At 65.9% G+C, this 26,028-nt stretch carries 26 protein-coding genes; 8 read left to right on the top strand and 18 right to left on the bottom strand.

What is annotated here, in order from left to right; genetic code table 11:
- Positions 1–19 precede the first annotated feature (19 nt).
- On the top strand, positions 20–358 hold the full coding sequence (locus tag AC1VVM_RS09220) for a PilZ domain-containing protein (protein WP_132384795.1): 339 nt from the start codon (positions 20–22) through the stop codon (positions 356–358).
- A 10-nt stretch (positions 359–368) separates the two neighbouring features.
- On the opposite strand, the gene AC1VVM_RS09215 is transcribed toward AC1VVM_RS09220, so the two are convergent.
- The gene (locus AC1VVM_RS09215) at positions 369–812 is read right to left on the bottom strand and encodes a YiiD C-terminal domain-containing protein (RefSeq protein WP_482903658.1); all 444 of its coding nucleotides are present in this window, start codon (positions 810–812) and stop codon (positions 369–371) included.
- Between the two features lie 237 nt (positions 813–1,049).
- Between AC1VVM_RS09215 and AC1VVM_RS09210 the strand changes: the two genes are divergently transcribed.
- On the top strand, positions 1,050–1,688 hold the full coding sequence (locus AC1VVM_RS09210; RefSeq protein WP_482903657.1) for an outer membrane protein: 639 nt from the start codon (positions 1,050–1,052) through the stop codon (positions 1,686–1,688).
- A gap of 76 nt (positions 1,689–1,764) precedes the next feature.
- Here the strand turns inward: AC1VVM_RS09210 and AC1VVM_RS09205 are convergent, their stop codons facing one another.
- Positions 1,765–3,057, bottom strand: coding sequence for a class I SAM-dependent methyltransferase (locus AC1VVM_RS09205; protein ID WP_482903656.1), 1,293 nt, complete (start codon positions 3,055–3,057; stop codon positions 1,765–1,767).
- A gap of 40 nt (positions 3,058–3,097) precedes the next feature.
- Positions 3,098–4,486, bottom strand: a complete 1,389-nt coding sequence (locus AC1VVM_RS09200; RefSeq protein ID WP_482905181.1) for a cryptochrome/photolyase family protein — start codon at positions 4,484–4,486, stop codon at positions 3,098–3,100.
- A 41-nt stretch (positions 4,487–4,527) separates the two neighbouring features.
- Here AC1VVM_RS09200 and AC1VVM_RS09195 point away from each other — a divergent pair, with 41 nt between their 5' ends.
- Positions 4,528–5,268: a phosphatase PAP2 family protein gene (locus tag AC1VVM_RS09195; protein ID WP_482903655.1), complete on the top strand. Its 741-nt coding sequence runs from the start codon at positions 4,528–4,530 to the stop codon at positions 5,266–5,268.
- Here the strand turns inward: AC1VVM_RS09195 and AC1VVM_RS09190 are convergent.
- The 3 genes from AC1VVM_RS09190 to AC1VVM_RS09180 all read right to left on the bottom strand — a co-directional run bounded on the left by AC1VVM_RS09190 (position 5,225) and on the right by AC1VVM_RS09180 (position 9,563).
- Positions 5,225–6,193 (bottom strand): metal-dependent hydrolase, encoded by a 969-nt coding sequence (locus tag AC1VVM_RS09190; protein WP_482903654.1) that lies wholly within the window; start codon positions 6,191–6,193, stop codon positions 5,225–5,227. The genes AC1VVM_RS09195 and AC1VVM_RS09190 overlap by 44 nt on opposite strands.
- Before the next feature lie 336 nt (positions 6,194–6,529).
- Positions 6,530–7,561, bottom strand: a complete 1,032-nt coding sequence (locus AC1VVM_RS09185; protein WP_482954967.1) for a 2-oxoacid:ferredoxin oxidoreductase subunit beta — start codon at positions 7,559–7,561, stop codon at positions 6,530–6,532.
- Positions 7,562–7,583: 22 nt separating this feature from the next.
- Positions 7,584–9,563: a 2-oxoacid:acceptor oxidoreductase subunit alpha gene (locus AC1VVM_RS09180; protein WP_482905180.1), complete on the bottom strand. Its 1,980-nt coding sequence runs from the start codon at positions 9,561–9,563 to the stop codon at positions 7,584–7,586.
- Between the two features lie 282 nt (positions 9,564–9,845).
- Between AC1VVM_RS09180 and AC1VVM_RS09175 the strand changes: the two genes are divergently transcribed.
- The gene (locus tag AC1VVM_RS09175; RefSeq protein ID WP_132384788.1) at positions 9,846–10,328 is read left to right on the top strand and encodes an RNA pyrophosphohydrolase; all 483 of its coding nucleotides are present in this window, start codon (positions 9,846–9,848) and stop codon (positions 10,326–10,328) included.
- Positions 10,329–10,618: 290 nt separating this feature from the next.
- On the opposite strand, the gene AC1VVM_RS09170 is transcribed toward AC1VVM_RS09175, so the two are convergent.
- The 4 genes from AC1VVM_RS09170 to AC1VVM_RS09155 all read right to left on the bottom strand — a co-directional run bounded on the left by AC1VVM_RS09170 (position 10,619) and on the right by AC1VVM_RS09155 (position 15,511).
- Positions 10,619–11,161: a tetratricopeptide repeat protein gene (locus AC1VVM_RS09170; RefSeq protein ID WP_132384787.1), complete on the bottom strand. Its 543-nt coding sequence runs from the start codon at positions 11,159–11,161 to the stop codon at positions 10,619–10,621.
- Positions 11,162–11,174: 13 nt separating this feature from the next.
- Entirely contained in the window at positions 11,175–12,347 is a 1,173-nt protein-coding gene (locus AC1VVM_RS09165; protein WP_482903652.1) for an RsmB/NOP family class I SAM-dependent RNA methyltransferase, read from the bottom strand.
- Between the two features lie 21 nt (positions 12,348–12,368).
- Positions 12,369–13,826 carry an IMP dehydrogenase gene (gene guaB / locus AC1VVM_RS09160; RefSeq protein ID WP_482903651.1) on the bottom strand — a complete coding sequence of 486 codons (1,458 nt, stop codon included), beginning with the start codon at positions 13,824–13,826 and terminating at the stop codon, positions 12,369–12,371.
- A 74-nt stretch (positions 13,827–13,900) separates the two neighbouring features.
- Positions 13,901–15,511, bottom strand: a complete 1,611-nt coding sequence (locus tag AC1VVM_RS09155) for a M28 family peptidase (protein WP_482903650.1) — start codon at positions 15,509–15,511, stop codon at positions 13,901–13,903.
- 182 nt (positions 15,512–15,693) lie between these two features.
- On the opposite strand from AC1VVM_RS09155, the gene ypfJ reads away from it, so the two are divergent.
- A complete protein-coding gene (gene ypfJ, locus AC1VVM_RS09150) occupies positions 15,694–16,563 on the top strand; it encodes a KPN_02809 family neutral zinc metallopeptidase (RefSeq protein ID WP_482903649.1) in 870 nt (289 codons plus the stop codon).
- 133 nt (positions 16,564–16,696) lie between these two features.
- The gene (locus AC1VVM_RS09145; RefSeq protein ID WP_482903648.1) at positions 16,697–17,437 is read left to right on the top strand and encodes a hypothetical protein; all 741 of its coding nucleotides are present in this window, start codon (positions 16,697–16,699) and stop codon (positions 17,435–17,437) included.
- Positions 17,438–17,453: 16 nt separating this feature from the next.
- Here AC1VVM_RS09145 and AC1VVM_RS09140 read toward each other — a convergent pair whose 3' ends face one another.
- From AC1VVM_RS09140 to sdhC, 7 genes are all read right to left on the bottom strand, one after another.
- Positions 17,454–19,196, bottom strand: a complete 1,743-nt coding sequence (locus AC1VVM_RS09140; RefSeq protein WP_482954966.1) for a M56 family metallopeptidase — start codon at positions 19,194–19,196, stop codon at positions 17,454–17,456.
- On the bottom strand, positions 19,193–19,606 hold the full coding sequence (locus AC1VVM_RS09135) for a BlaI/MecI/CopY family transcriptional regulator (RefSeq protein WP_132384782.1): 414 nt from the start codon (positions 19,604–19,606) through the stop codon (positions 19,193–19,195). The genes AC1VVM_RS09140 and AC1VVM_RS09135 overlap by 4 nt, the downstream gene beginning before the upstream one ends.
- Before the next feature lie 73 nt (positions 19,607–19,679).
- A complete protein-coding gene (locus tag AC1VVM_RS09130) occupies positions 19,680–20,111 on the bottom strand; it encodes a YidH family protein (RefSeq protein WP_482903646.1) in 432 nt (143 codons plus the stop codon).
- A 26-nt stretch (positions 20,112–20,137) separates the two neighbouring features.
- Positions 20,138–20,728: an HdeD family acid-resistance protein gene (locus AC1VVM_RS09125; RefSeq protein ID WP_482903645.1), complete on the bottom strand. Its 591-nt coding sequence runs from the start codon at positions 20,726–20,728 to the stop codon at positions 20,138–20,140.
- Positions 20,729–20,922: 194 nt separating this feature from the next.
- Positions 20,923–22,731 (bottom strand): succinate dehydrogenase flavoprotein subunit, encoded by a 1,809-nt coding sequence (gene sdhA / locus AC1VVM_RS09120; RefSeq protein WP_482903644.1) that lies wholly within the window; start codon positions 22,729–22,731, stop codon positions 20,923–20,925.
- Positions 22,731–23,117, bottom strand: coding sequence for a succinate dehydrogenase, hydrophobic membrane anchor protein (gene sdhD, locus AC1VVM_RS09115; protein ID WP_132384778.1), 387 nt, complete (start codon positions 23,115–23,117; stop codon positions 22,731–22,733). The genes sdhA and sdhD overlap by 1 nt, the downstream gene beginning before the upstream one ends.
- Positions 23,118–23,127: 10 nt before the next feature.
- On the bottom strand, positions 23,128–23,523 hold the full coding sequence (gene sdhC, locus AC1VVM_RS09110) for a succinate dehydrogenase, cytochrome b556 subunit (RefSeq protein WP_482903643.1): 396 nt from the start codon (positions 23,521–23,523) through the stop codon (positions 23,128–23,130).
- Between the two features lie 236 nt (positions 23,524–23,759).
- Here sdhC and bla point away from each other — a divergent pair, with 236 nt between their 5' ends.
- Complete coding sequence (bla, locus tag AC1VVM_RS09105; protein WP_482954965.1) at positions 23,760–24,728, top strand: subclass B3 metallo-beta-lactamase; 969 nt, start codon at positions 23,760–23,762, stop codon at positions 24,726–24,728.
- On the top strand, positions 24,725–25,627 hold the full coding sequence (locus AC1VVM_RS09100) for a 50S ribosomal protein L11 methyltransferase (protein WP_482903641.1): 903 nt from the start codon (positions 24,725–24,727) through the stop codon (positions 25,625–25,627). Before bla ends, AC1VVM_RS09100 begins: the two co-directional genes overlap by 4 nt.
- Positions 25,628–25,666: 39 nt before the next feature.
- Here AC1VVM_RS09100 and AC1VVM_RS09095 read toward each other — a convergent pair whose 3' ends face one another.
- Positions 25,667–25,939 (bottom strand): PilZ domain-containing protein, encoded by a 273-nt coding sequence (locus AC1VVM_RS09095; RefSeq protein ID WP_132384774.1) that lies wholly within the window; start codon positions 25,937–25,939, stop codon positions 25,667–25,669.
- Positions 25,940–26,028 lie beyond the last annotated feature (89 nt).

Below are 26,028 nucleotides of genomic sequence, written 5' to 3'. Positions count from 1 at the left end.
GAAGCAGGTTACCGGCACGATGATCAAGACGCAGCCTCCGCAGCGCTACGAACTCGCGGCACAGGAAGACCGCAGCGCACCGCGCATCCGCATTTCCATCCCCGCCGGTTTCCGCGCGTCCGGTACCAAGGGCTACCAGACGGCGGTGCGCGACCTCTCGCTCTCGGGCTTTTCAGCCACCGCGATCAGCCGCATCCAGCCGGGTACTTATTGCTGGCTGACCCTGCCCGGCATGGAAGCCCTGCCCGGCCGCGTGGTCTGGTGGCAGGACGGGCTTGTCGGCTGCTCCTTCGAACAGCTTCTGAGCCCGATCATCCTGGAGACAATCCTCACCCGCTGGAGCGGCGCGGGCGGCTGAGGCTTAGAGTCTACGTTTCTCGCAAGAACGCCACGAACCGGCCGCTCAGACGGCCGGCAATGGCATCTTCAAACGTCAGCACCGACTGAACTTCCACGCGCGCCCGTTTCCGGCGCGTCAGCGTGTTCACGAACTGCGGCCATGCAGCAGGATCCGCCAGCGAGGACGTCGCGGTGAACGCGCCGCCTATGGGGCGATCATAATCCATCCGATTGGACTGGATCACGATCTCGCAGGCCAGCCCCTCCTCCAGAAGCCGCACGTGCAGCAGGGACCATGCCGCCAGAATCGCGACCGCCGAGGCGCTGCCACCGAAAATCGTGCTCTTGTGATTTATGTTCGGTTCCAGCGGCGCGCCCAGCGTGACGGACCGCCCCGTCGCCTCAAGAACGGAGACCTGCATGGCCGACGACAGGGGAATCTGCCGGTGCAGATAGCGTTCCAGATCCGTCATATTAGTCATTCATATTCCACCAGAATTGCCTCTGGCCACGAATGCCATTGCCGCCGGTGCGATCACAGCCCGGACGTGCCGAACCGCGCCTTTGTGACCCGATTCGCGCGCCGCCGAACCGTTGCACTTACGTCACAGTTCTTCGCCTTTTCCGGAAAACTACCAGTTTCAGGGCAACCAAGCATGGTCCTGTTCTGTTGGGTCTTGGGCAACTGACGAGCATCAAAGGATGAGGCAATGACCATCAAGTCCCTCTCACTGGCCGCCGCCCTGGCAGCAGGCATTGCATGGCAACCTGCTGCGGCGCAGGATTCCACCACCACTTCAGACACTTCGGCACCTTCCACCAACGGCACCTCATTCCGGGGCCTGCGCGTTGAAGGCAACTTCGGCGGCGACCGTTTCCAGTCGCAAGGCATTCATAACGACAATTTCGGCTATGGCGCTACGGTCGGCTTTGACGGCATGATTGGCGACCGGATCGTGATCGGCGCCGAAGGCAGCTATTGGCAATCAAGCAGCTCGGCCGAGAATTGCCAGGTTCTCCCCGATACCAACAACATCTGCCACAAGTCGTTCGAGGAATGGGGCGCGGCGGTGCGGGCCGGCTATCTTGTGACGCCGCAATTGCTCGTGTTCGCCAAGGGCGGCTACGTGAACAATGAACAGCGCCGCCGGATCGACGATTCCTTCGGCACCCAGCTCGTTCGCGATCACTTCAATACCGGCGGCTACCAGCTTGGCGGCGGCGTGGAATATACCCTCACGCAAGGGCGCATGCCGGTCTACCTCAACGCGCAGTACGTCTATTCGCAATATGACGATCATACGGCGCGCCAGCGGATCATGGGCGGCGTGGGCGTTCGCTTCCGCTAACCGATCAGCACTTGCCGGAAGGGCGGCGGAGAGGCGGATCCTCTCCGCCGCCCTTTCGCATTTTTATAGCGGACGCTCAGCCCTGCTTGACGAGCGTCACTTGCGCCACGTCGATGCCGCCCCCCAGAAAACCGCCTTCGCAGTACATCAGGTAGAAGCGCCAGAGACGAATGAAGCGCTCATCGAAACCGGCGGGAAGCCGTCCTTCCTCAACCGCCGTGTCGAAGTTCTCGCGCCACATGCGCAAGGTGCGGGCATAGTCCGCGCCGAAGCCGGTGCGATCTTCCCACGCAAGCCCGCGCTCGGCGGCAAGGCTGCGGAATTCCGGTTCGTTCACCAGCATGCCGCCGGGGAAAATGAACGTCTGGATGAAATCGGCGCTGCGCGCGTAGTTCTCGAAAATCCGCTCGTCGATCATGATGTACTGGATCGCCGCGCGCCCGCCGGGCTTGAGGTTGCGGGCCACGCAGTCGAGGAATTCGGGCCAATAGCCACGCCCCACAGCCTCCACCATCTCGATCGAGACGATGGCATCGTATTGGCCGGATACGTCGCGATAGTCCTGCTTGCGAAAATCGACCGAGCCGACCGTCGGCTGCCAGCGCTCACGCGCGTAGGCCAGCTGCTCGTCCGAGAGGCTGATCGCGTCGACCGAGACTTGCTCGCACTCCGCCAGGAACGCCGCCATGGTGCCCCAGCCGCAGCCGATCTCCAGCACGCTGCCGCCGGGCTGAAGCCCAAGCCGCCGCGCGATAGTGACGATCTTGTTGGACTGCGCCGCATCGAGCGGGGTGACGAACTGGCTCAGCGCATTGGGGCCGCTGCCGGGGCGGGCGAAGATCGCGCTTGAATAGAGCATCGTCTCGCCCAGCCAGGCGCTGTAGAAGTCATTGCCGAGGTCGTAGTGCGCATGGATATTGCGCTGCGATCCAGAGCGGCTGTTGCGGCGCAGCCAGTGGACGAAGCGGCCCGCCAGCCGCCACGGCCCGCGCGCCCGCGCGGCCCCGCCAAGGCTGAGGGCATTGTCCATGAACAGCGCGAACAGCGGCACCGGGTCCGGGCTTTCCCATTCGCCGGCTTCCCACGCCTGATACCAGCCGACCGAGCCCGCCGTCGCCAATCGCAGCAAGGCGCGCCAGCTCTTCAGCTCCACCACGGCGCCGAACCCCGGCTCTCGTCCGCCCAGCAGACGCGTCTCGCCCGAGGGCAGCGTTGCCTCGATCGATCCGCGGATCAGCCCCGCGTCGATCCGGTCGAGTATCCGGGCGATGCCGCCCGACCACAACCGTGCCAGCCACTGCGGCCCCACGCCGATAGCGCGGCCGCCTTCGACCAGCTCCTCACCCCTGCCCGGTAGATGCGCGTTCATGAATAGGGATATGAACCCGAAGCCGCTCACGGGCAATTGCCTATGCCGTCAAATCACTTGCCTTTACCTTCTGCCAAGCCGCAAGAGCACGCTCGCGCCCGGCCCGATGCTCGATAATCTTCGCCGGATAGGCCTTGGGACGGACCATGGAAGGGGGATCGTGAATCTCCGTATCGGATAGATCCGCAAGCTCCGGCACCCATTCGCGGATGTAGGCGGCGGCATCGAATTTCTCCGACTGGCTGAGCGGCGCCATGATTCGTACGAACATCTGGGCATCGACCCCGGAGCCCGCGCTCCACTGCCAGTTGACGGCGTTGGAGGCGTAGTCGGCATCGACCAGCGTGTCCCAGAACCATTGCTCGCCCTCCCGCCAGTCGATCAGCAGGTGCTTGATGAGGAAGCTGGCGGCGATCATCCGCACGCGGTTGTGCATCCAGCCGGTGTGCCAGAGCTGGCGCATGCCCGCGTCGACGATGGGATAGCCGGTCATCCCGCGCTGCCACGCCCGCAAGTCCTCCGCCGCCGCCTTGCCGCTGCGCCAGCCGAGCAATGTGAAGTCCTCCTTGGCGGAGCGGCTGCCGTAATCGGGAATCTGGAGGATCACGTTCTGCGCATAGTCGCGCCAGCCCAGTTCGCCGAGGAAGGTGCCGACCGAACCGCCCTCCCCCGCCACCGCGTGCCAGACTTGCCCGGGCGAGATTTCCCCGAAATGCAGATGGGGGGAGAGAAACGAAGTTCCCTCGACCGATGGCAGGTTGCGCTGCGCCTCATAGCGCGCGGCCTCGTCCGCGAAGGCGTCGAGGCGCTTCATTGCGCCGTGCTCGCCCGGTTCCCACATGGCGCGCATGCCGCCCGCCCAATCGGGCTTTGTCGGGAGAAGGCCCCAGTCCTCCAGCCGGTCCGACTTCGGCCAGACGTCAGGTGCGTCGATCTTTCGGGGCGCCGGCAATGGTTCGTGCGGCGGCATGCGCTCGCTCAGCGCCCGCCAGAAGGGCGTGTAGATGCGATAGGGATTGCCCGCGAGGTTGCGCACCGACCCCGGCGGCGCGAGGTAATTGCCGTGGTGGAGATGGAGGTCGAGCACTTTGCCCACCGCCTTCTCGGCATTGCGCCACCACGGCTCGTAATGATGCAGCGCGTGGACCTCGCGCGCGCCGGTTTCCTGTGCGATTTCGGCCAGCACGTCCTCGCACTTGCCCCGGCGTAGGATCAGGCGCGAGCCCTTGGCGCGCAGGGCTTTGTCGAGACTGGCCAGCGAATGGTGCAGCCACCAGCGCGAGGCCCCGCCCATGCGCCGGTGCTTCGGCGTCTCGTCATCGAGGACATAGACCGGGATCACCGCCCCTATGCTCGCGGCCTCGACAATGGCAGGCTGGTCGGACAGGCGCAGGTCGCGCCGCAGCCAGACGATCCGGGGAACATTCATGGAAGCGGAACGCAGATGGGCCATCGGAGTTTCCTAACGTCATGAGCGACTTGCCCCAAGCCCCCGCGACATCGCGGCACCGCATCGATCCGCGCAAGGCCGGGATCGCCGCGCTGGCCTGCTGGGCGGGCTTCGCGCTCTTCGCCTGGGCGGTTCCGGCGGGACGCACGCGGCAGTTCGACCAGCTTGGCCTGATGTTCTGGCGGGCCCACGACCTTCACCCGCTGGGGCCGCCCTGGGTACTCGAATGGGTGCGCGACCTGACCGCCATGGGCGGGTTCCTGCAACTCAAGCTCTACACGATCATGGCCTTCGTCGCGCTGTTCTGGCTGCGCCGTCGACGTGAGGCGGTGCTGCTGGCGCTGACAGTGCTGAGCGGCAGCGCGGTCAATGCCCTGCTCAAGCTGGTCTTCGGCCGCCCCCGGCCGGAGATCGTGCCCCATCTTACCGAAGCGGGCGGCGCCAGTTTCCCGAGCGGGCACAGCTTCAACTCGGCATCGACCTATATCGCCCTCGCCCTCGCCTTCGCGGCGCTGAGCCCGCGCGCGAATGTGCGTCATACCCTGATCGCCGGTTCGATCGTACTGAGCCTCATGGTGGCGTGGAGCCGGGTCTGGCTCGGCGTCCACTGGCCGAGCGACGTCATGGCCGGATGGCTGGGCGGCGCGGCGTGGAGCTTTACGGCCAGCGCCGTGCTCTATCGCCCCGCGCGGGTCGTTCTGGAAACGACGGGAGACTTCAGCGAGCCGGACAGCCCGCAGGCACCTCCACCGGAAAATTGAAGTTGCGGCGCACGAAGGTGCCCGAATAACGCGCATCGGTGAACGTCACCGTGGCGGTGCAGCCGTGCCGCTCGATCCGCGCCATCGGAAGCTGCGACCAGGCAAGGAACTTCGCCGCCTCGGGCGTGGCACCTGCGGCCTTTACCGCCAGCGGATCAGCCATGTTGTCCGCGACCGGCGCGCTGTGTTCGACCAGCGTGAAGACACTGCGCAGCGGATCGTAGCGACCGAAGGCGATCCGTCCGTCCTGCCGCCAGATCACGTCGCGGCGCCAGAATGCCAGCGGCTCGGGCGATGCGAAAATGCGGTCGGGCGCCGCGTGGGGCTCCCCAACTGACGGAGCCCGCCACGCCAGCGCAGAAAGGCCAATGTTGAGCGCGATGAACCCGAGGACGCCGGCCAGCGCCAGCCCTGCGGGACGGCCGACGCCCCGCCTGCCCCGCTTTGCGCGGCGACGGCTGGCCCAGACGCCCGCGCCCAGCATCGCCAGCAGCCACGGCGAGATGATGAACAGGCCATCGCTATGGAACCAGCGCGCGCTCATTGGCGACAGCAGCTGGATCGCATAGACGTTCTGCATATCGAGCAAGGGATGCGTCAGCGCGCCGAGATAGCAGAGCGTCAGCAGCCAGCCGAAGTGCATGGCCAGTCCGCTGGGAAATACCGTGCCCCGCCGCACCTGCCAGCGGTCGAACAACCAGAGCAGCAGCGCCAGAATCGGCGGCATCAGCAGTACGCCGCCCACCAGCCCATGCGTGAACCCGCGATGCATCGCCAGCGGCGCCCAGGGCGACCAGCCGAAGAACACGTCGATATCGGGCATGTTTGCCGCCAGCACGCAGGCCGCCAACCCCTTGCGCGTGCGGCGCTTGAGCCCGGTTTCCGCGAGAGCCCAGCCGACGAGGCTGTGGGTCAGATTATCCATGAAGGGCAGTGTCTTGCATCGGATAGGTCATATCGGGTGGCATCTGCTTGCGTGTAAGCGTGATCGCAAAAAGAACAAGCGGGGTCCCCGCCTTCGCGGGGACGACGGGGTGTTTTGGTTCACCCCCATCTCCTCCCCTGCAAGGGGAGGTGGCAGCGCGAAGCGCTGACGGAGGGCTATCACCGCTGGCGTGGAGGGCATGATCCTTCGACAGGCTCAGGATGACCCTTCGACAAGCTCAGGATGAGCGGAGGTTGATCCAATAGATGGCATGCTCGGGGAACGAACAACATCCGATCGGGCGAAACGGTCCGGAAAGCAGCCCTCAACCGGCCGCTACCCGGCCTCCGGCTTCTCCGCCACGGTCCACGTCTGCCCCTTGCCCAGCAGCTTGCCGAGATCGGCGGTCTTGCCCGCAACCAGCTTCGCGCGCTCCTCGATCACGGCGCTTTCGAATGTCGGCGCCGGATCGTCGTAGATTACGCCCAGCGCCATCGGGAACGGGCCGAAGGGCATCTCCACCAGCATATGCGCGAGGCCCCGGTTCCGGACGTTGTGCACTGCCACGCCTGCCGCCTGCCAATCGCCATCCGCCACATCGACGACCTTGAGCGACAGCGTATCCATATCGAGCGCGAGGCCCTTGGTTTCCTTGGCGAACAGCAGCGGTTCACCCTGCCGGACCCAGATCTGGTTGTCCGCCGCCACGGCCTTGGCGACGAAATCGTCGAACCGGTCCTTGTTGTAGACGATGCAGTTCTGGAAGATCTCGACGAAAGCCGCGCCCTGATGCTCGTAGGCCGCCTTCAGCACTTCGGGCAGATCCTTGGACACGTCGTAGCCGCGCGCCACGAAGCGGGCGCCTGCCCCCAGCGCGAAAGCGCAAGGCAGTGCCGGGCGGTCCACCGAGCCGATCGGCGAAGTGGGCGAACTGGTGCCGATGCGGCTGGTGGGCGAGTATTGCCCCTTGGTCAGGCCGTAAATCTCGTTGTTGAACAGCATGATCTGGCAATTCACATTCCGGCGCAGCACGTGCATCGTGTGATTGCCGCCGATCGACATGCCATCACCGTCGCCGGTCACCAGCCAGACGTCGAGGTCCGGATTCGCCAGCTTGATGCCGGTCGCGAAAGCCGGAGCGCGGCCGTGGATCGTGTGGAAGCCGTAGCTTTCGATGTAGTAGGGAAAGCGGCTTGAACAGCCGATGCCGGAAACGAAGACAGTGTTCTTCGGATCGGCGCCGACCATCGGCAAAGTGCGCCGCACCGCCTTGAGGATCGCGTAGTCCCCGCAGCCGGGGCACCAGCGCACTTCCTGATCGGTTTCCCAGTCTTTCAGGGTCGTCGCAATGGGAGTCATGTCATTCATGATGGGTCTCCGCCACTGGCGCTCAGGGCTGTTCGATTTCCGGTGCGGGAAGCTGGCTTTCGTTGACGGGCACTTCGCCGCCCTCATTCTCAGGAATGCCGTCGAAGAACTTGCCGATCGCCTGTTCCAGTTCGGCGATGGCAAAGGGCTGGCCGCTGGTCTTGGCCAGAGGCACCGCATCGATCAGGAACTGGTCGCGCAGCACGGTCTTGAACTGGCCGGTGTTCATCTCCGGCACCAGCACATGGTCGAAGCCTTTCAGCAACGCGCCAAGGTTTTCGGGCAACGGCCAGACGTGACGGACATGGACATGGCTGACGTCCTGCCCTTTCTTGCGGGCGCGGCGGACGGCCTGATGAATCGGCCCAAACGTAGAGCCCCAGCCGACCACCACCAACTTTCCGGTCGCGTTGCCGAGGCACACCTGCTGCGCGGGAATGGCCTTGGCAACACCGTCGATCTTGGCCTTGCGGGCGTCGGTCTGGGCCTGGTGGACATCGGGCGCATAGTCGATGTTGCCGGTATCCACCGCCTTCTCGATGCCGCCGATGCGGTGCATCAGGCCCGGCGTTCCGGGCTTGATCCACGGACGCACGCCCCGCTCGTCGCGCCGGAAGGGCAGGACTTTGCCGTCAGGATCGTTGCTGTCTTCGAGGAACGCGACCGGGAACGGCGTGAACGTGGCCGGATCGGGCACTTTCCAAGGCTCCGAGGCATTGCCGATATAGCCGTCCGTCAGCAGGATCACCGGGGTCATGAAGCTGGTGGCGATGCGGCAGGCCTCTATCGCACATTCGAAGGCATCGGCTGGGGAGCAGGCGGCGATCACCGGCATCGGCGCATCGCCGTTGCGGCCATAGACCGCCTGATAGAGGTCCGACTGCTCGGTCTTGGTGGGAAGCCCGGTGGACGGCCCGCCCCGCTGCGAATTGACGATGACGAGCGGCAGCTCGGTCATGATCGCCAGCCCCATCGCCTCTCCCTTGAGCGCGATGCCGGGGCCGGAGGACGAGGTCACGCCAAGGTGCCCGGCGTAACTCGCGCCGATGGCGGCGCAGATCGCGGCGATCTCGTCCTCGGCCTGAAAGGTCGTGACGCCGAATTCCTTCATCTTCACCAGATTGTGAAGAATCGCCGAGGCCGGGGTGATCGGATAACCGCCGAAAAACATCGGCAATCCGGCAAGCTGCGCACCCGCCACAAGGCCGAGCGACACCGCTTCCGCGCCGGTGATCGTGCGGTAGAGGCCGGGCTCGGAGGGCACCGGGTCGATGTGGAGCTTCCTCAGGGGCCCGGCGAGTTCCGCCGTCTCGCCATAGGCGTGCCCGGCGTTAAGCGCGGCGATGTTGGCATCGGCCAGCACCGGGTTCTTCGCGAACTTGGCCTTGAGCCAATCGACCAGCGGCTGCCGGTCACGGTCGAACATCCAGAGCGCCAGACCCAGCGTCCACATGTTCTTGCAGCGCAGCGCTTCCTTGTTGCCAAGGCCGAAGGGCTTCACCGCCTCCAGCGTCAGCGCCGATATGTCGAAGGCGAGCACGTCCCACTTCGCAAGGCTGCCGTCCTCGACCGGATTGGCCTCGTACTTCGCCTTTTCGAGGTTGCGCTTGTTGAACTCGCCGGTGTCGATCACGATCAGGCCGCCGGGCTTGAGCGCCTGCACGTTGGTCTTCAGCGCGGCGGGGTTCATCGCCACCAGCACGTCGGGCGCGTCCCCCGCGGTGGTGATCTCGCTCGACCCGAAGTTGATCTGGAAGGCGGAGACCCCGAACAGCGTGCCTTGCGGCGCGCGAATCTCTGCGGGGAAATCCGGGAACGTGGCCAGATCGTTGCCGGCGAGCGCGGTGGACAGGGTGAACTGCCCGCCGGTGAGTTGCATGCCGTCACCCGAATCGCCGGCGAAGCGAACGACGACGGCCTCTACGGAGCCATTCTGCTGGGATGCGTCGTGCTGCGACGCCTTTTCGTTAGATGGGCCTTGATCCGACAACACTGTCGCCATCATCGTCCTCCTCCGGGAGTACCGTTCTGATGCCGGCCAATTTGTCTCCCGCGCCCCAGACTATGCCTGCTTAGTAACGGTGCAAAACAGAAAAACTGTCTAAGTCACAATCTCGACCCCCGCTGAATCGTTCCCGGATGGTTAACGGGGGCGGATCGATAAATCCCACTGGCATTGCGCGCGGGCTTGGGCCATTGTGCCGCCCATGCGCTCCGAAACAGCGATCCACGAGCAGATCTCCGCGACGAGCCTCCTCCTTACAATCTGGATACCATCCCGACGATGAATGATTTCGCGTCCCTGCCCTACCGCCCGTGCGTGGGCGTCATGCTCGTCAATGCCGACGGCAAGGTTTTTGTCGGCAAGCGAATCGACACCAAGGAAGGCGACTGGTGGCAGATGCCCCAGGGCGGCGTCGATGACGGTGAAGACCTGAAGGCCGCCGCGCTGCGCGAGCTTTGGGAAGAAACCGGCGTGGCCGAGCAGAACGTCACGTTCCTGTCCCGCACCCGCGAGGAACTGCTTTACGACCTGCCCGACGAGCTGATCGGCAAGCTCTGGAAGGGCAAGTATCGCGGCCAGCGCCAGACCTGGTTCCTGCTGCGCTTCGACGGCAGCGATGACGACGTCAATCTGGAGGCGCACAAGCCCGCCGAATTCAACGACTGGAAGTGGGTCGAGGCGGAACTGCTGCCGGAGCTGATCGTGCCGTTCAAGAAGCGCGTTTACCGTGCGGTGCTGGAAGAGTTCCGCGCTTTGATCTGAATTTTGGCCGGCGTTGGGTGCTGTGATCCTTCGACAAGCTCAGGATGAGCGGGGGTGGGTGCAGGCCTCCCGAGGTTCGGCGATTGGGTTGGGTGGCCACGCCCAGAGGTTATGACAGGCTCAGGATGAGGGGATTGCTCAAGATCCTCATCCTCAGCTTGCTGAGCCCGAGAGCGAAACCGGGCCCGCTCAAGCCGCGCCCATCGAGACCCCGGGCAAACCACCAAGGCCCGCCCAGGCTGAGCCTGTCGAAGCCCTAGCTCAAGCCCGCCCCAGCCCAGCCAAAAACCTCAGTTTTCCGAAACCACCGGCTTGGGCGCCACCGCATCGGCGCTGACCATGCGCGGGGCGCCGGCCTTCGATATCTCCGCCGCCAGTTCCTGCGTTTCCGCGCAGTCCTTGCCGCAAAGCGTCTGCAAGCGGGCGAGATTGCGCCCGGCCTTGTCGGTCGCGCCCTTTTCGGCCAGCGCGATGCCTTCGCCCGCGATCGCTTCCAGATTGCGCGGATCGGACACCAGCGCGACGCGGTAATAATGGAGCGCCTTGCCCTGAAGACCCTGACGGCGCGTGGCATCGGCGAGCGCGAGCAGCACACTCACATCGCCGGGCGCGACAGTCAGCGCGGCTTCGTAGGCATCGATAGCGCCATTGATGTTGCCAGAGGCAACGGCGGTATGTCCTTCATTCAGAAGAGCCGCTGCACGCGGATCGATCGCAACGGCGGGCTGCGAGAAGATGGCGCTGGAAGAAACGGCAACAACGAGAGAAAGGGCAATGGCAACAGGCGTGTAACGCATCAACAGGTCCTTGGCCGAGGGCTTGGTCCTCATCATAGGGCCGACGCTATCACAGCCGCACGAAGCGTGCGACGAAAAAGCCATCTGTCCCGTCGTGCCACGGGGAGAGCCTGAGGCCGCTTCCGCGTGGCGTTCCGGCCGCCAATTCCGGCAGATCGGCACGCCAGCCGGACCGTCTGGCAAGGAATTTCGCCGCCTGATCGGCGCCCTCTTCGTCCAGCAGCGAGCATGTGACGAAGATCAACCGCCCGCCCGGCCGCACCAGCCCCGCCGCCACGTCGAGCAGGCGCGATTGCGTCGATACGTAGCGGGTAAGCTGCGATTCGGTGAGGCGCCAGCGCGCTTCCGGATTGCGGCGCCAGGTGCCGGTGCCCGAGCATGGAGCGTCGACCAGCACGGCATCGGCGGCGCCGACGAAGCGCTCCAGCGCCTCGATCTCGCGCCCAGGATTGAGCAGCACGGTCTCGATCCCGCCCGCCCCTGCACGCTCCGCACGCGGCGCAAGGCGCGACAGGCGAGCGCGGTCGGAATCGCTGGCGATCAGCGTGCCGGTATTCTCCATGGCGGCGGCAAGCGCGAGCGTCTTGCCTCCGGCCCCGGCGCAGAGGTCGATCACGGTCTCGCCCGGACGGGCAGCCACTGCTTCGCAGGTGAGCTGCGAGCCGAGATCCTGCACTTCGATCGCGCCGTCGACATAAGCCGCCGACTGCTCGATGCGGGTTTCGGGCGGATAGCGCAGCGCGTGGGGCAGCACCGTGGCTTTACCGCCTTCGGGCAGCGGCGCAGCGGCGGCGCGCAAGATGTTCACCCGCACGTCCAGCGGTGCGCGGCCCAGCAGCGCCATGCCGTCCACCTCGCTCACCCCGCTTGCGGCGAGGCGGTCCACCAGCCAGCGTGGGGCGAGGCCCTGCTCCGCTGCCTGTTCGGCAGGATCGATGGGGGCCGGTGCGTGCCCGGTGCCGTCAAACAGCGCGGCCAGTTCCGGGTCTTCGGCGGCAACGCGCAACATCGCGGCGCGGCCATCGGCGGGCACTTCACCGCAGGCACGGATGGCGCGGTAGGCCAGTTCGCGCACCGCGCGGCGGTCCTTGCTGCCCGCAAAGCGGCGGGTGCGGAACCAGTCCCCGATCAAGCGGTCGGCGGGCGCACCATTGGCACGCGCCGCCTTGATCACGAGGTCCAGAACCTCGATAGCCGCCTGGACGCGCGCGCCCGGTGTCATGCTTCGATTCCTCCGACGCGATCAGCGCGTCGGGTAGTTCGGAGCCTCACGGGTGATCGTCACGTCGTGGACGTGGCTTTCGCGCAGACCGGCATTGGTGATGCGCACGAACTGGGCGTTCTTGCGCAGATCCTCGACCGTGGCCGAGCCGGTGTAGCCCATCGCCGCCTTGATGCCGCCGACGAGCTGGTGGATGACGTCCTTGGCCGGGCCCTTGTAGGCAACCTGACCTTCGATGCCTTCGGGAACCAGCTTCATCTGGTCCTTGATGTCGCCCTGGAAGTAGCGGTCGGCCGAACCACGGCCCATCGCGCCGACCGAGCCCATGCCGCGGTACGACTTGTAGGCACGGCCCTGGTAGAGGAACGTCTCGCCCGGCGCTTCCTCGGTGCCCGCGAGCATCGAGCCGACCATGATGGTCGAGGCACCGGCGGCCAGCGCCTTGGCTGCGTCACCCGAAGTGCGCAGACCGCCGTCGGCGATCACCGGCACGCCCGACTTGTCGGCCTCTTCGGCGGCTTCCATGATCGCGGTGAGCTGCGGCACGCCGACACCGGCGACGATGCGCGTGGTGCAGATCGAGCCCGGGCCGATGCCCACCTTCACGCAGTCCGCGCCCGCGTCGATCAGCGCGCGTGCCGCTTCGGCGGTGGCGATGTTGCCAGCGATGACCTGTGCCGAGTTCGACAGCTTCTTCACGCGTTCGACCGCGAGCGCCACGTCCCGGTTATGGCCGTGGGCGGTGTCGATCACGACGACGTCGCACTCGGCAGCCAGCAGCGCCTCGGTGCGGGCGAAGCCCTTGTCGCCCACCGTGGTCGCGGCGGCGACGCGCAGGCGGCCCGCGGCGTCCTTGGTGGCGTCCGGGTAATTGACGGCCTTCTCGATGTCCTTGACGGTGATGAGGCCGACGCAGTGGAAGGCATTGTCCACCACCAGCAGCTTCTCGATCCGGCGGGCGTGCAGCAGGCGGCGCGCCTCGTCCTGATCGACGCCGACCTGCACGGTGGCGAGGTTCTCATGCGTCATCAGCTCACGCACCGGCTGCGCCGGGTTGGCGGCGAAGCGCACGTCGCGGTTGGTGAGGATGCCGACCAGCTTGCCCGAATTCTCGACCACCGGGATGCCGCTGATGCGGTTGGCCTGCATGACAGCCTGCGCCTCACCCAGTGTGGCGTCGGGGCTGATCGTGATCGGGTTGACCACCATACCGCTCTCGAAACGCTTCACGGCGCGGACGGCGGCGCACTGTTCCTCGATCGTGAGGTTGCGGTGCAGGACGCCGATGCCGCCGAGCTGTGCCATGACGATGGCCATGTCGGCTTCGGTCACGGTGTCCATGGCCGAGGAGATGACGGGAATGTTGAGACCGATGTCACGCGTCAGGCGGCTGCGGGTGTCTGCCTGGGTGGGGACTATGTCGGACTTGGCGGGACGCAGAAGTACGTCGTCGAAAGTAAGTCCGAGGGGAATGTCCATGTGCGCCACCATTGTCTTGTCGGGGGAGAATCGTGGCGGCCCATGTAATCAAGTGGGGGCGATAGTGCTAGGCCTCATTTTCCCGTTGGCGGATCGGGCGGCAAAGTCCGGGTTGCCGGAGTGGTAGCGCTCCCCGCCGCTCCCCCGGCGGCAGCGCCTGTCACCGCGCTCGCGGGAACCTTCCGGGTATCCGCAAACCACCGGCCCAGCGCGGAAAGCAGCTTCACGTCATCCACCGCCCCGCCCAGTTCGAGCGGATGGGCCATGTGGACCAGATCGTCGCTCGGCCGGTGGTAATCACCGTCGAAGAAGGCCCGCATGCGCGTCATGTCGCCATAGGCGGTCGAGACGAGCACGGCCGGAATGTCGTGCTGGAGCAGAGCCCAGCCATCCTGGCGGCGGACATATTCATTGCCATCGTCGCTGTTGGAAACCTTGAACTTTTCGGACTTGGCGACTTTGGCAATCGTGCCGTCGAGCCCGGTCATGCCGCGCCCGACGATGACGAAGGGCGTGCCATGCGGCGCGATGGCGTTCGAATCGATGTTGAAGGCGGCCACGATCTGGCGCAGCGGCAGCGGCGGGCTCTCGGTAAAGGCATGGGCACCGAGCAGGCCGAGTTCCTCACCCGTGGTGGCGAGGAAATAGACATCGCGGTCCATTTGCGGCCCGCGCGAGAGGCGGCGCGCCACTTCGGTCATCGTGGCGACGCCGCTGGCATTGTCTATCGCACCGTTGCAGATCACGTCCTCGGCCGGGGGCTCGCCGCATTCGCCGAAGTGATCCCAGTGCGCCAGGAACAGCACCGCGCCCGCTTCCGGGCGACGGCCGGGCAGCTTGCCGATCAGGTTGTGGGTGCGGATCGTGGTCTCACGCGTGGTGGCTTCGAGCGAGGCCGTGATGTCGAGCGGGACCGGCGCAAAATCGGACTTTGCCGCCAGCGCCTCAAGCCCGGCAAGCGTATGCGAGGAACCCTTGAGCAGCGCGGTCATCGCTTCGCGCGTGATGAATGCCTCCAGATCGCCGCCCAGCGATTCGTTGGACAGCGCATATCCGGACCGCTTGCGGCGCGCGGAAACCTGATCGAGGCTGCGGTCCCCGTCGAGCACGGTGAGCACGGCGGAGGCGCCCATTTCCAGCAGGTCGTTCTGGCGCTTGCTGTCGGGCGTGTCGCCGTCCAGCACTACCGCGATCCGCCCGGCCAGCTCGGTGCGCGAATAGTCGCGCGCCTTGGCCGTGCCGAGGAACAGCAGCGGCACGTTGCGCACCATGCTGCGCTTGCCCGAGGTCAGCACCAGCACGCCGCTGGGCGAGGTCGGCGCGCGTGCGCCCTTGCGCTGGAACTGCGCCGAGGACGTGGCAGGCTCCCGCGCGACGAGCGTGACCGGGGCGAACCATTCGTGGCCGGGATCGTTGGTGCCCGATGTCATGCCGATGTCGAACCACTGCTTGCCAAGGTAGCGCAGGGTCTTGGCCTCGCCCTGCGTGCCGGGTTCGCGGCCGTCAAAGTCGTCGCTGGCGAGCACTTCAATCTGCGCGTGCAGCCTTGCAGCGATATCCTGATCCGCACGCGAGGATGCCGAATGCGCGACACCGGCGCAGACGAGCGCTCCGCCCAGCGCCGTCACCCCGAAAGTCCGGACCCATTTTCGCCGGACCATGCTCGCCTTGAAACCCCTGCTCATCGTTCCGCATGCATAACCGCGAATTGCGGACCCGGTTAGCGAATCTCGACCAGTGCCCGGAATGGACGCGATTTTTCCTTGCTGCGTGCCTACGGAACCACAGGATACCTTTTCGATTGAACAGGACGGTGCCGCGCGATTAGGCTCGGCCCCACAGGGCAGGTGCGAGAGGACGACAGCGGATGCGGCTCGACAGGTTCAATCCCGACAACATCCGCGTCACGCAAGGCGGCAGTCGCTTTCCCGGTGGCGGCGGCGGCAAGATCGGCTGCGGCACGCTGGTGATCGTGCTGATCGGCATGTTCGTCTTCGGCGTCGACCCTCAGCAGATGCTCGGCACCATCGACAGCGTGCAGCAACAGGAGCCCCGACAAGGCGCTCCCGCGCAACCGGGGCAGCCGCAAAGCGCCGCCCAGATCTGCGGCCAGAACGAATATTCGCTGGAGGCGTGCAACGCGCTGAGTTCGCTCAACCAGACGTGGGAGCAGCCGTTCAAGCAAGCGAACATCGCTTTCGAGCAACCCGAACTGCACTTCTATAACGGCACCGACCGCTCCGGCTGCGGCGCCGCGCAAAGCGCAATGGGCCCGTTCTACTGCCCGGCCGATCAGGGCATCTATATCGACACCAGCTTCTATGATGAGCTTGACCAGAAGCTGGGCGCCAAGGGTGACTTCGCGCGCTATTACGTGGTCGCGCATGAGTACGGGCATCATATCCAGCACCTGCTCGGGCTGGACGCCAAAGTCCGCCGCGCGCAGCAGCAGAATCCCTCGCAGGCCAATGCCTTGCAAGTGCGCATGGAGCTTCAGGCGGACTGCTATGCAGGCGTCTGGGCGGGCAAGAACCGGAACCGCATCGAGCCGGGCGACATGGAGGAAGGGATGACCGCCGCCAGCGCCATTGGCGACGATACGCTGATGAAAAACGCCGGCCAGCGCGTCAGCCCCGAAAGCTTCACCCACGGGTCGAGCGCGCAGCGCATGAAATGGCTCAAGCGCGGCCTCGACAGCGGGAACGAGGACGCTTGCGACACGTTCTCCGACGTGTGATGATTTGACCGACGGGCGGGTGCGACCGATCCTTAGGCTGGGCATGATCCGGACCGCCATGGTTCCGGCTTCATCAAGGGTCCCAGACCGTTAATCCGGAACGCGCGCCTCTCCCGGCAGACAGGAGACGACCATGCGCCAGGTCTGGACTGCCGCCGCGTTGACCGTGCTGCTCATCGGCTCTCCAGCGGCAGCAAAACAGCCCCAGCGCGCGATCACCGATTCGGAACCAGATGCCATAGACGTCGCCAAGACGCCGGTGACCGACCTCAATCTGGACAGGATCGAAATTCCGCCGCTGCTCAAGGCGGCGATCCACAAGCCCTATGATCTCAGCGGCCTCAAGACTTGCGACCAGATTGCGGCGGCGGTGCAGGAACTCGACACCGTGCTGGGGCCCGATATCGACCTCCCCTCACCCGGGCGTGACATCATCAGCCCCGGCCGCGTCGCCAAGTGGGCGGTCGCGTCGTTCATTCCCTTTCGCGGCCTGATTCGCGAGATTTCGGGCGCCAATGCGCAAGACCAGAGCGTGCTCGCGGCGGCGCGCGCGGGCATTGCGCGGCGGGCTTTCCTCAAGGGCGTGGGCGAGGCCAAGGATTGCAGGTATCCCGCCTCCCCCGCGACGCCTGCGATCATTCAGGCCCGCGCGATGGACACCCACGTACGGCGGGACCGGAAAGGCACGAACAAGGCCGCGAATATCGCCGCTGCCACCCCGGGTCCGATGCTCCCCATGCCCAGCGCCGCAGAGGAAGAGTATCCACACGCCACGCTCATCACCGTTGCGGACACATCATCCAACAGGAAAGGGAACGTGAGCATGGCCCCCGTTCCCTTCACGGCTATTCCAGTCGTTCAGAAGATTCCCTGAGGCGGGCGCTTCCCGGTCACCAGTTGGTGTTGCGTTCGCGATAGGCCTCCGCACGATCGCGTTCGGCTTCGGCCCGATCCCGCTCCGCCTCGGCACGGTCGCGCTCTACGTCGGCACGGGTCTCGATCATTTCCGCATCGAGATCGGCAAGGATTTCGGTGCGCGTCGCGGCATCGAGCCTCTGGTTCGCAGCCACCGCAGCGCGGGCCTTGGCAATGGCCTGCACGGCCGCGTCGGCCGTGTGCTTCGGCGCGCCGGTGCAGATGACCGTCGACGTCACCGTAGCGCCCTGCCCGACCTGCGCCTGAGCGCGGCGGCTGTCGGCGGGGCAGCGGCTGTCGATCGTCATTTTCCTTTCGATCCGCGTCTGGCCATTCCCGTCCCGGCGCACGATGTGGATGACCTGGACTTTCCCGTCGGACGACACCGTCTGGCGGACCTCGGGCACGTTACGCATCGCGTTCGTCACGGTGGCCTCGACATCGCGGCTGATGCTGTCACGCAGTGAAACGGCGGGAGGAGCAGGCGGTGTCGGCGGTACGGGCGGCGCCACCGGCGCGTTGACGGTCATCGCATTAACGGCGGGTGCAGGCGCCGGACTTGCAGGCATGGCCGGTGCATCGGGCGCATTGGGAACATCGGGCACATCGGGATCAACCGCACGGATCGACGGCGCCGCAGGTTCCGGGGGCACGGGAGCCTCTGGCACGGCGGGGACTTCCGGCACTTCCGGCGCTTCCATCGCGGCGTAAGTGACAGTGGCGGTGAACGGTACCGAGACCACTGCGAGCGCGAAGAGACTGCGCGCGGCGACCTTGCGCGCGGGCGAGACTTCAGCCCGGCCGAGTGCCTTCAGGCGCTGGATGATCGGCTTTTCGCCTGACAGCGTTCCCGCCATCGGCGCGGCGAGTGTAAGTCGCGTGGCCGCCGCAAAGCTGGCGATCAGGCGGCCATAGCGCGCCCTCATCTCGCGTCCGCACCCCGCCATGACGCGGGCATCGCACGCGGCTTCCTGATCCGCCCGCAGCGCGCGCCACGCCGCCCAGCCGAGCGGATTGAACCAGTGCAGCGCGAACAGCGGCTGAAGCGCCATGATCGCCAGCAGGTCATTGCCGGCATGGTGCTCCAGTTCGTGCGCGATGGCGAAATCGGACGATTCCGAGTCGACGCTGGCAAGGAAGCCCTGCGGCAGCGCGACCAGCTTTTCGAAGACGCCGAACGCCAGCGGCGCGCCCGCTGCCGGGCTCTCGATGATGCGCACGTCGCCCGAACGGGCCACAAGGCGCGCCTCGGCCAGGATCTCGCGGCGCATCAGGCGATAGTTCCAGATCCGCCAGGCCAGGAATACGGCAGCCCCGCCCAGCCACACGGTCAGCAGCAGCGCGGTCCACGGCACATGTGCAAAGAGGCCCGGATCGGCGACCGGAGTCGCGGCAAGATGGGTGCCGAAATCGGTCGCGGCCGGCTCAGCGGCGGAGGTCGCCTGCGGCATGTCCATCACCGTATCGACCGGAACCGATGCCATCGGGGCCTCAACGGGCACCGCAGCGGCCGTGATCGGCTCCACGCCCAACGAAAGCTGCGGGATCAGCCCGCGCGGCAGCGACAGCGGGGGCAGGACCAGCCGGATCATAGGCAGGGCCCAGAGCGCATAGGCGGCCATCGGGCCGAACAGGCGCGCCACCGGGCGGCGGACCAGCAGGATCAGCGCCATCAGCGCACCGGTCATCACAAGCGTATCGGCAAGCCATGCGATCATGACCTGAGCTCCTTCAGGAGGGCCTCGATTTCGGCGATGTCATCTTCGGTCAGGGCGTCCGCTTCGGCAAGATGCGCGAAGAGCGGCGCGGCGCGGCCGCCGAACAGGCGGTCGACCAGACGGCGGCTCTCGGTGCCGACATAGGCCTCGCGGGCGATCCTGGGCGAATAGAGGAAGCGTTTGCCGTCAGGCTCGGTGGCGACGGCCTGCTTGGCGACGAGGCGGGAGAGCAGGGTCTTGACCGTGGCGAGGCTCCACCCGCGCGGCCCGCAGACCCGCTCGCACACGTCGGCGGCGGTGATCGGGCTGCGCTCCCATAGCGCTTCCATCACCGCGTGTTCGGCATCCGAGATCCGCTCGGGAGAGTTCTCGTTAGGGGTGTCGGGCTCTTCGGCCACGTCGCTCTCCATCGTTTACACACGTAATCGACTACGTTTGTAAACATGAACGCCAGATGAACGGCGCTGGGAAGCCCATCCCCGACTACTTGGAAAGGATGCCCACGATCACGGCGATTCCCAGCACGACCAGAAACCCGTTGAAGCCGACCAGCAGCGCCGCCGGCAGACGCGGCGTGTCGCTCTCAGGTGCCGGCGTCATCGGCCGAAGCTCGCGCCAGATGCCGGCGATGAAGCAGAATTCGGAGAAGAGCAGCAGGGCGACGGTGGTGGTCAGTACCAGCCATTCGCTCACCACCCCTTGCAGCAAGGCGCGCGCGCCGATCCCCGACGCCAGAGCGCCGAGGCCGGTGCGCACCCATGCGGCATACGTGCGCTCGGCCGCGAGTATGGTGCGGTCGGCGGCAAGCACCGTCCGCCGGTCCGCCGTGTCCGTCTGTTTTTCGACGTTGCGAGCGACCTTGTGCGCGTCCTCGGCGATTTCGCCGGCGAGTTTGCCTTCGGGTCGCTCGCTCATCGTCGATCTCCGTTACCGGAACCCGATCACCCTGCCGCTTTGCCCAGCCTGCGCAGGCCCAGAGCGACGGCGATCATGAAAATGCCGCGCATGAAGAAGCTGATCGCCACCATGATCGCCAGAAAGCCGATGGCCGTCCTCGGATTGGAGGTCAACAGCAGCACGCCCAGCACCACATCCAGCGCGCCCAGGAACAGGCGCCAAGCCTTGTCGTGACGGGCCTTGAGCGCGAAGGCAATCTCGAACCCGCCGGAAATCAGCAGCCATGCACCGATCGCCCAGACCACCGTGAGCGCTCCGGCCACAGGGTTGAACAGCACATAGAGCCCGGCAATCAGGCCGATTGCACCGAGCAGGATCTCCGTCCAGCGTGCGCGGCGCGACATCGAATGGACACCGGCGGAAATCGCGGCGACGCCGTAGACGCAGAGCACGATGCCCAGCAGGAACCCGGTCGCAAAGCTTGCCACCAGCGGATTGGCGATGACGACGACCGCAACGAGGATGAGCAGCACGCCATAGGCCAGGACCCAGCCCCAGCCGAGCGGCGGGGAGCCAAGAAAGGGAGGGGCCAGCGGATCGGTGAAGGCATTCGGGTCGGTGTGTGAGGTCGTCATGCAATCGACTCCTGTTCCCGCGATGTCGCACAAGTAATGCGACGGAGTGGATTCGGTTGCAATGCAAATAGTTGGGCAGATGTCGGGGCAAATGATTGGCCGAATAGCCAACCAAATGAAAATGGCGGCGCCCCGGTTGTCCGGAGCGCCGCCATTTTTGTTATCGATTTACCGGGCCGTTGCCGGCGCGTCGATCAGTACACGCGGGCCTTGGGCTTGATGTACTCGACGTCGTCGGTCAGCGTATATTCGTGGACCGGGCGGTAATCGAGACGGACTTCGCCGCCCTTGCCGCCCCAGCCGTTGAACCAGCCCACGGTGTGCTTCATCCAGTTCGCGTCGTCGCGGTTGGGGAAGTCCTCGTGCGCATGGGCGCCGCGGCTTTCCTGACGCGCCTGGGCGCCGTGCAGCGTGACGGTGGCCTGCGAGATCAGGTTGTCCAGCTCCATCGTCTCGACCAGATCCGAGTTCCAGATCAGGCCGCGGTCGGTGACCTTGATGTCCTGCATCTTCTCGTAGGTCTTGGCGATTGCCGCCTTGCCCTCGACCATGAGTTCGTCGGTGCGGAACACGGCGGCGTGGGCCGACATGTTGCGCTGCATTTCCGTACGAATCTCGGCCGTCGGCGTGCCGCCGTTGGCATGGCGGAAGTGATCGAGACGGCCGAGCGCGAGGTCTGCCGAATCCTTGGGCAGCTCGTCCTGATTGGCGCCGGGCTTGACCAGTTCCTTCAGGCGGTGACCGGTTGCGCGGCCGAACACCACGAGGTCGATCAGCGAGTTCGAACCAAGGCGGTTGGCGCCGTGGACCGAAACGCAGGCCGCTTCACCGACCGCGAAGAGGCCGGGAACCACGGTTTCGGGATTGCCGTCGGCACCGATGGTGACGACTTCGCCGTGATAGTTCGTCGGAATGCCGCCCATGTTGTAGTGGACGGTCGGGACGACCGGCAGCGGCTGGCGGGTAAGATCGACGCCCGCGAAGATCTTGCCGCTTTCGGTGATGCCGGGAAGACGCTCTGCCAGCACCTTGGGATCGATGTGATCGAGGTGCAGGTAGATGTGGTCCTTGTTCGGGCCGACACCGCGACCTTCACGGATTTCCAGCGCCATCGAACGCGAGACGACATCGCGCGAGGCGAGGTCCTTTGCCGACGGTGCATAGCGCTCCATGAAGCGTTCGCCCTCGGAGTTGGTGAGGTAACCGCCCTCGCCGCGCGCGCCTTCGGTGATGAGCACGCCCGCGCCGTAGATGCCGGTCGGGTGGAACTGCACGAATTCCATGTCCTGAAGCGGCAGGCCCGCGCGCAGCACCATGCCGCCGCCGTCGCCGGTGCAGGTATGGGCCGAAGTGGCGGTGAAGTAGCTGCGGCCATAGCCGCCGGTCGCGAGCACGACGGCCTGCGAGCGGAAGCGGTGGATCGAGCCGTCATCCATGCACAGCGCGATCACGCCGACGCACTTGCCGCCGTCCATGATGAGGTCGATCGCGAAGTATTCGATGAAGAAGTCCGCGTCGTACTTCAGCGACTGCTGGTAGAGCGCGTGCAGCATGGCGTGGCCGGTACGGTCCGCGGCGGCGCAAGTGCGCTGCACCGGCGGGCCTTCGCCCATGTTCTGCATGTGGCCGCCGAACGGGCGCTGGTAGATCGTGCCGTCGGCATTGCGGCTGAAGGGCACGCCGGCGTGCTCCAGCTCGTAAACCGCCGCCGGGGCTTCGCGCACCATGTATTCGATGGCGTCCTGGTCGCCCAGCCAGTCCGACCCCTTGACGGTGTCGTACATGTGCCAGGTCCAGTGGTCCGGGGTGTTGTTCTTGAGCGAGGCGGCGATGCCGCCCTGCGCCGCGACGGTGTGCGAGCGGGTGGGGAACACCTTGGTGATGCACGCGGTGCGCAGGCCGGCTTCGGCCGAACCCATCGTGGCGCGCAGACCCGAACCACCGGCGCCGACGACGACGGTGTCATAGGTGTGATCGATGATCTTATAGGCAGGGCCGGACATTAGGCGTGGGCTCCCAGCGCGAGGCGAATGACGCAGAAGACGCCGAAGGCGATGCCGCCGCAGGCAGCAAGGTTCAGCGCCACGATGCAGGCGAACTTGTTGGCGTGCTCATGCACGTAGTCTTCGACCAGCACTTGCAGGCCGAGGCGTGCGTGCCAGAAGGTCGTGACGACCAGCAGGATCATCGCCACGGCCGGGACCGGGCGGGCCAGCCATTCGGCAACCGAGGCGTAGCTGAGGTCCGGCAGGAGGACGAGCGAGACGGCGAGGAAGATGCCGGTCAGCAGGTTGCCGATCGCGGTGAAGCGCTGCAGCAGCCAGTGATGAACGCCGGTCTTGGCCGCGCCGAGGCCGCGAACGCGGCCGATGGAAGTTCCGTTACCCATGTTCCGTTCCTCAGCGAAGCAGCAGGAGCGCCCAGAAGGCGACCGTGACGAGCACACCCATGACCGGGGCAAGGATCGAGAAGGTCCGGTTGGCCTTCAGTTCGAAGCCGGCGCCGATATCGAGCACGAAGTGGCGCAGGCCGCTCATCATGTGCGTGAAGAAGGCCCAGGAGACGCCGACGAGCACGACATAGCCCGGAATCGACGTCATGCACTTGGCGAACTGCGCGTAAGCCGCGGGACCGCTGGCCAGCGCCCCCAGCCACCACAGCAGCAGGCCGAGGCCGGCAAATGCCATGCCATCGCCCGTCACGCGGTGCAGAATCGAGACGAACATGTGAGGGCCCCAACGCCAGATCTCGAGATGGGGCGAAAGCGGACGGTTCCTGGTGCCGTCTTTGGCCATGGCTCTTTCGAATCCTTTTTGCCTTTTAGCAGCCCCTGAGGCTGCCCCTGTCGAGAAGTCCCCTTAGACAAATCACGGCTTGGCGCAAGTTCCGCGACGCACAACGCGGATGCATCGCCCACAAGCGTCCTTTCGCCCGCCACATCGGACGAGCCGCCCCGATCGCCTTGTACGTGCGGGAGCACCGGTCCCCTGCCACTGGCCTTGGCCGCAGGTGCGGTCTAAAGCGCACGCTTATGAATCGCCTGCCGAACATCCTCGCACCGGCCTTGCTGCTGGCCGCCTGCTCCGCCTCTCCCGGCGCGGCGGCATCGTCACCGGATGCCGCGAGCGCAAATACCGCGAACGATGCCGGAGCGCTTCCGGCCGGCACCGACGCAGCGCGACTCGTCGCCGCCTGCAAGGACCATGATGGCTGGGCCTATCCCGCCCCGCCCGCGCGGCTTTTTGGCAATACCTGGTACGTCGGCACTTGCGGGATCTCCGCCATTCTCATCACCGGCAAGCAGGGCCACGTGCTGATCGACGGCGGCGTGCCGGAAGCGGCCCCGCTGGTTCTCGCCAATATCAAGGCGGCGGGCTTCGACCCTCGGGACGTGCGCTGGATCCTCTCCACGCACGAGCATTTCGACCATGCCGGCGCCCTCGCCGCGCTCCAGCGCGGAACCGGGGCGCGCGTCGCCGCCCTGCCCGCCGCCGCGCAAGTGCTCGAAAGCGGCAAGGCCGATGCCGCCGACCCGCAGTTCGGCCAGCTTGACGCCTTCCCGCCCGTCCATGTCGGCCGGCGCCTGACCGATGGCGAGAAGCTGACGCTTGGCACCATCACGCTCACCGCCCATTCCACACCCGCCCATGCCGCCGGATCGACCAGTTGGACATGGCGATCGTGCGACAATGCGGGCAAGTGCCTGACCATCGCCTATGCGGACAGCGTGAGCGCGATTTCTGTCAAGGGCTACCGCTTTACCGACCACCCCGAGCGCATTGCCGCCATCCGCGAAGGCTATGCGCGAATCGCCGAACTTCCCTGCGACCTGCTGGTTTCCCCGCATCCGGGCGCGAGCGATCTCTTCGCGCGCCTTGCAGGCACGGCCCCGCTGGTCGATCCCACCGCGTGCCGCAAATATGCAGCCGCAGCCCATGCTCGCTTCGACCAGCGCCTTGCCGAAGAGGCCGCTCCCGAAGCGAAGGAGACGCATTCGTGAGTTGGAAAATCACTGCCTTCGCCCCCCGCGCCGTCGTCGAGGGTGCGCTCGTCGCCCATGAGGACGCTTTCGACTGGGATCCGGATATCGTCATTTCCGGCAGCGAAATTGCTGAGGACAAGCCCGACGACTGGCAACTGGAGGCGTGGCTCGCCCATAAGCCGAAGAAGGCGGACAAGGACGCCCTCGCCGCGCTGTTCACCGGCGACGTGCCCGAATTCATCGTCGAGGAACTGCCCGAAACGGACTGGCTGGTCGCCAGCCAGGAAGGCCTGGAGCCGATCCGTGCCGGTCGCTTCTACGTCCACACGCCCGAATATCCGCCGCTGGACGAGCCCGGCGTAACCGACTTCGTGATCCCCGCCAGCCAGGCGTTCGGCACCGGACAACACGCCACGACGGCTGGCTGCCTCGAAATGCTCAGCCACATGAAGGCGCAGGGCGTGATCGTGCGCAACCATGCGGACATCGGCACGGGCACCGGCCTGCTCGCCTTCGCGGCGATGACGCTCTGGCCGCGCGCGCTCGCCACGGCCAGCGACATCGACGCGGTCTGCGCCTCGGTGGTGGCCGACAATGCCGATGCCAACGGCATGAAACTGGGCGGTCGCTCGGGCGAACTGGTCATGACCATCGCCGACGGCATGGACAACCCGCTGCTCGCCGCGCGCGGGCCTTACGACCTCATCATGGCGAACATTCTCGCCGGGCCGCTGGTCAGCCTGGCGCCAGATTTCGCCAAGTCGATGGCACCGGGCGGACACCTGCTGCTGGCGGGCCTGCTCGAAACGCAGGAAGATGCCGTGCGCCGCGCCTGCCGTCGGGCCGGGCTGCGACTGGCTGCAAGGCTGGTCAAGGGCGACTGGTCGATCCTGTGGATGCGCGCGCGTCGGCGCTGATCCGGAACCTCGATTGGCCGGAGGCTGTGAAGCGCGCGCTCAGGCGCGATGGAGTTCCAGCCCCGGCCCCTGCGGGCCAAGCCGCATGATCCGCATCAGGTCCGCGGCGATCGGTGCGTCGAAGGCAAAGCCCGCGCGGTCGGCCACGACCCAGCGAACGGTTCCCGTCGCCCGCGGATTCCCCGCCAGCGCCAGCACCAGCCGCACACCCTTTTCGAGCAAATTCCGCTCAACCACGAGCTGGCACCCTTCCGGCGAAACGTGGCGCGCAAGCGCGATCGCATAAGGGGAAAGCCCGGGGGACACGTTCATAACTCCATGCGGATCGGGGGGATCCGCTCTATCCGGGAGTGTAATTAAGAGAGGTAAACGCCGCGTTAATATCTCGGCAATATTTCATA

This window comes from Novosphingobium sp. BL-S-33 (assembly GCF_056857025.1).
Note: the sequence above shows the minus strand (reverse complement) of the source record. Positions and strands in the feature narration are given on the sequence as shown.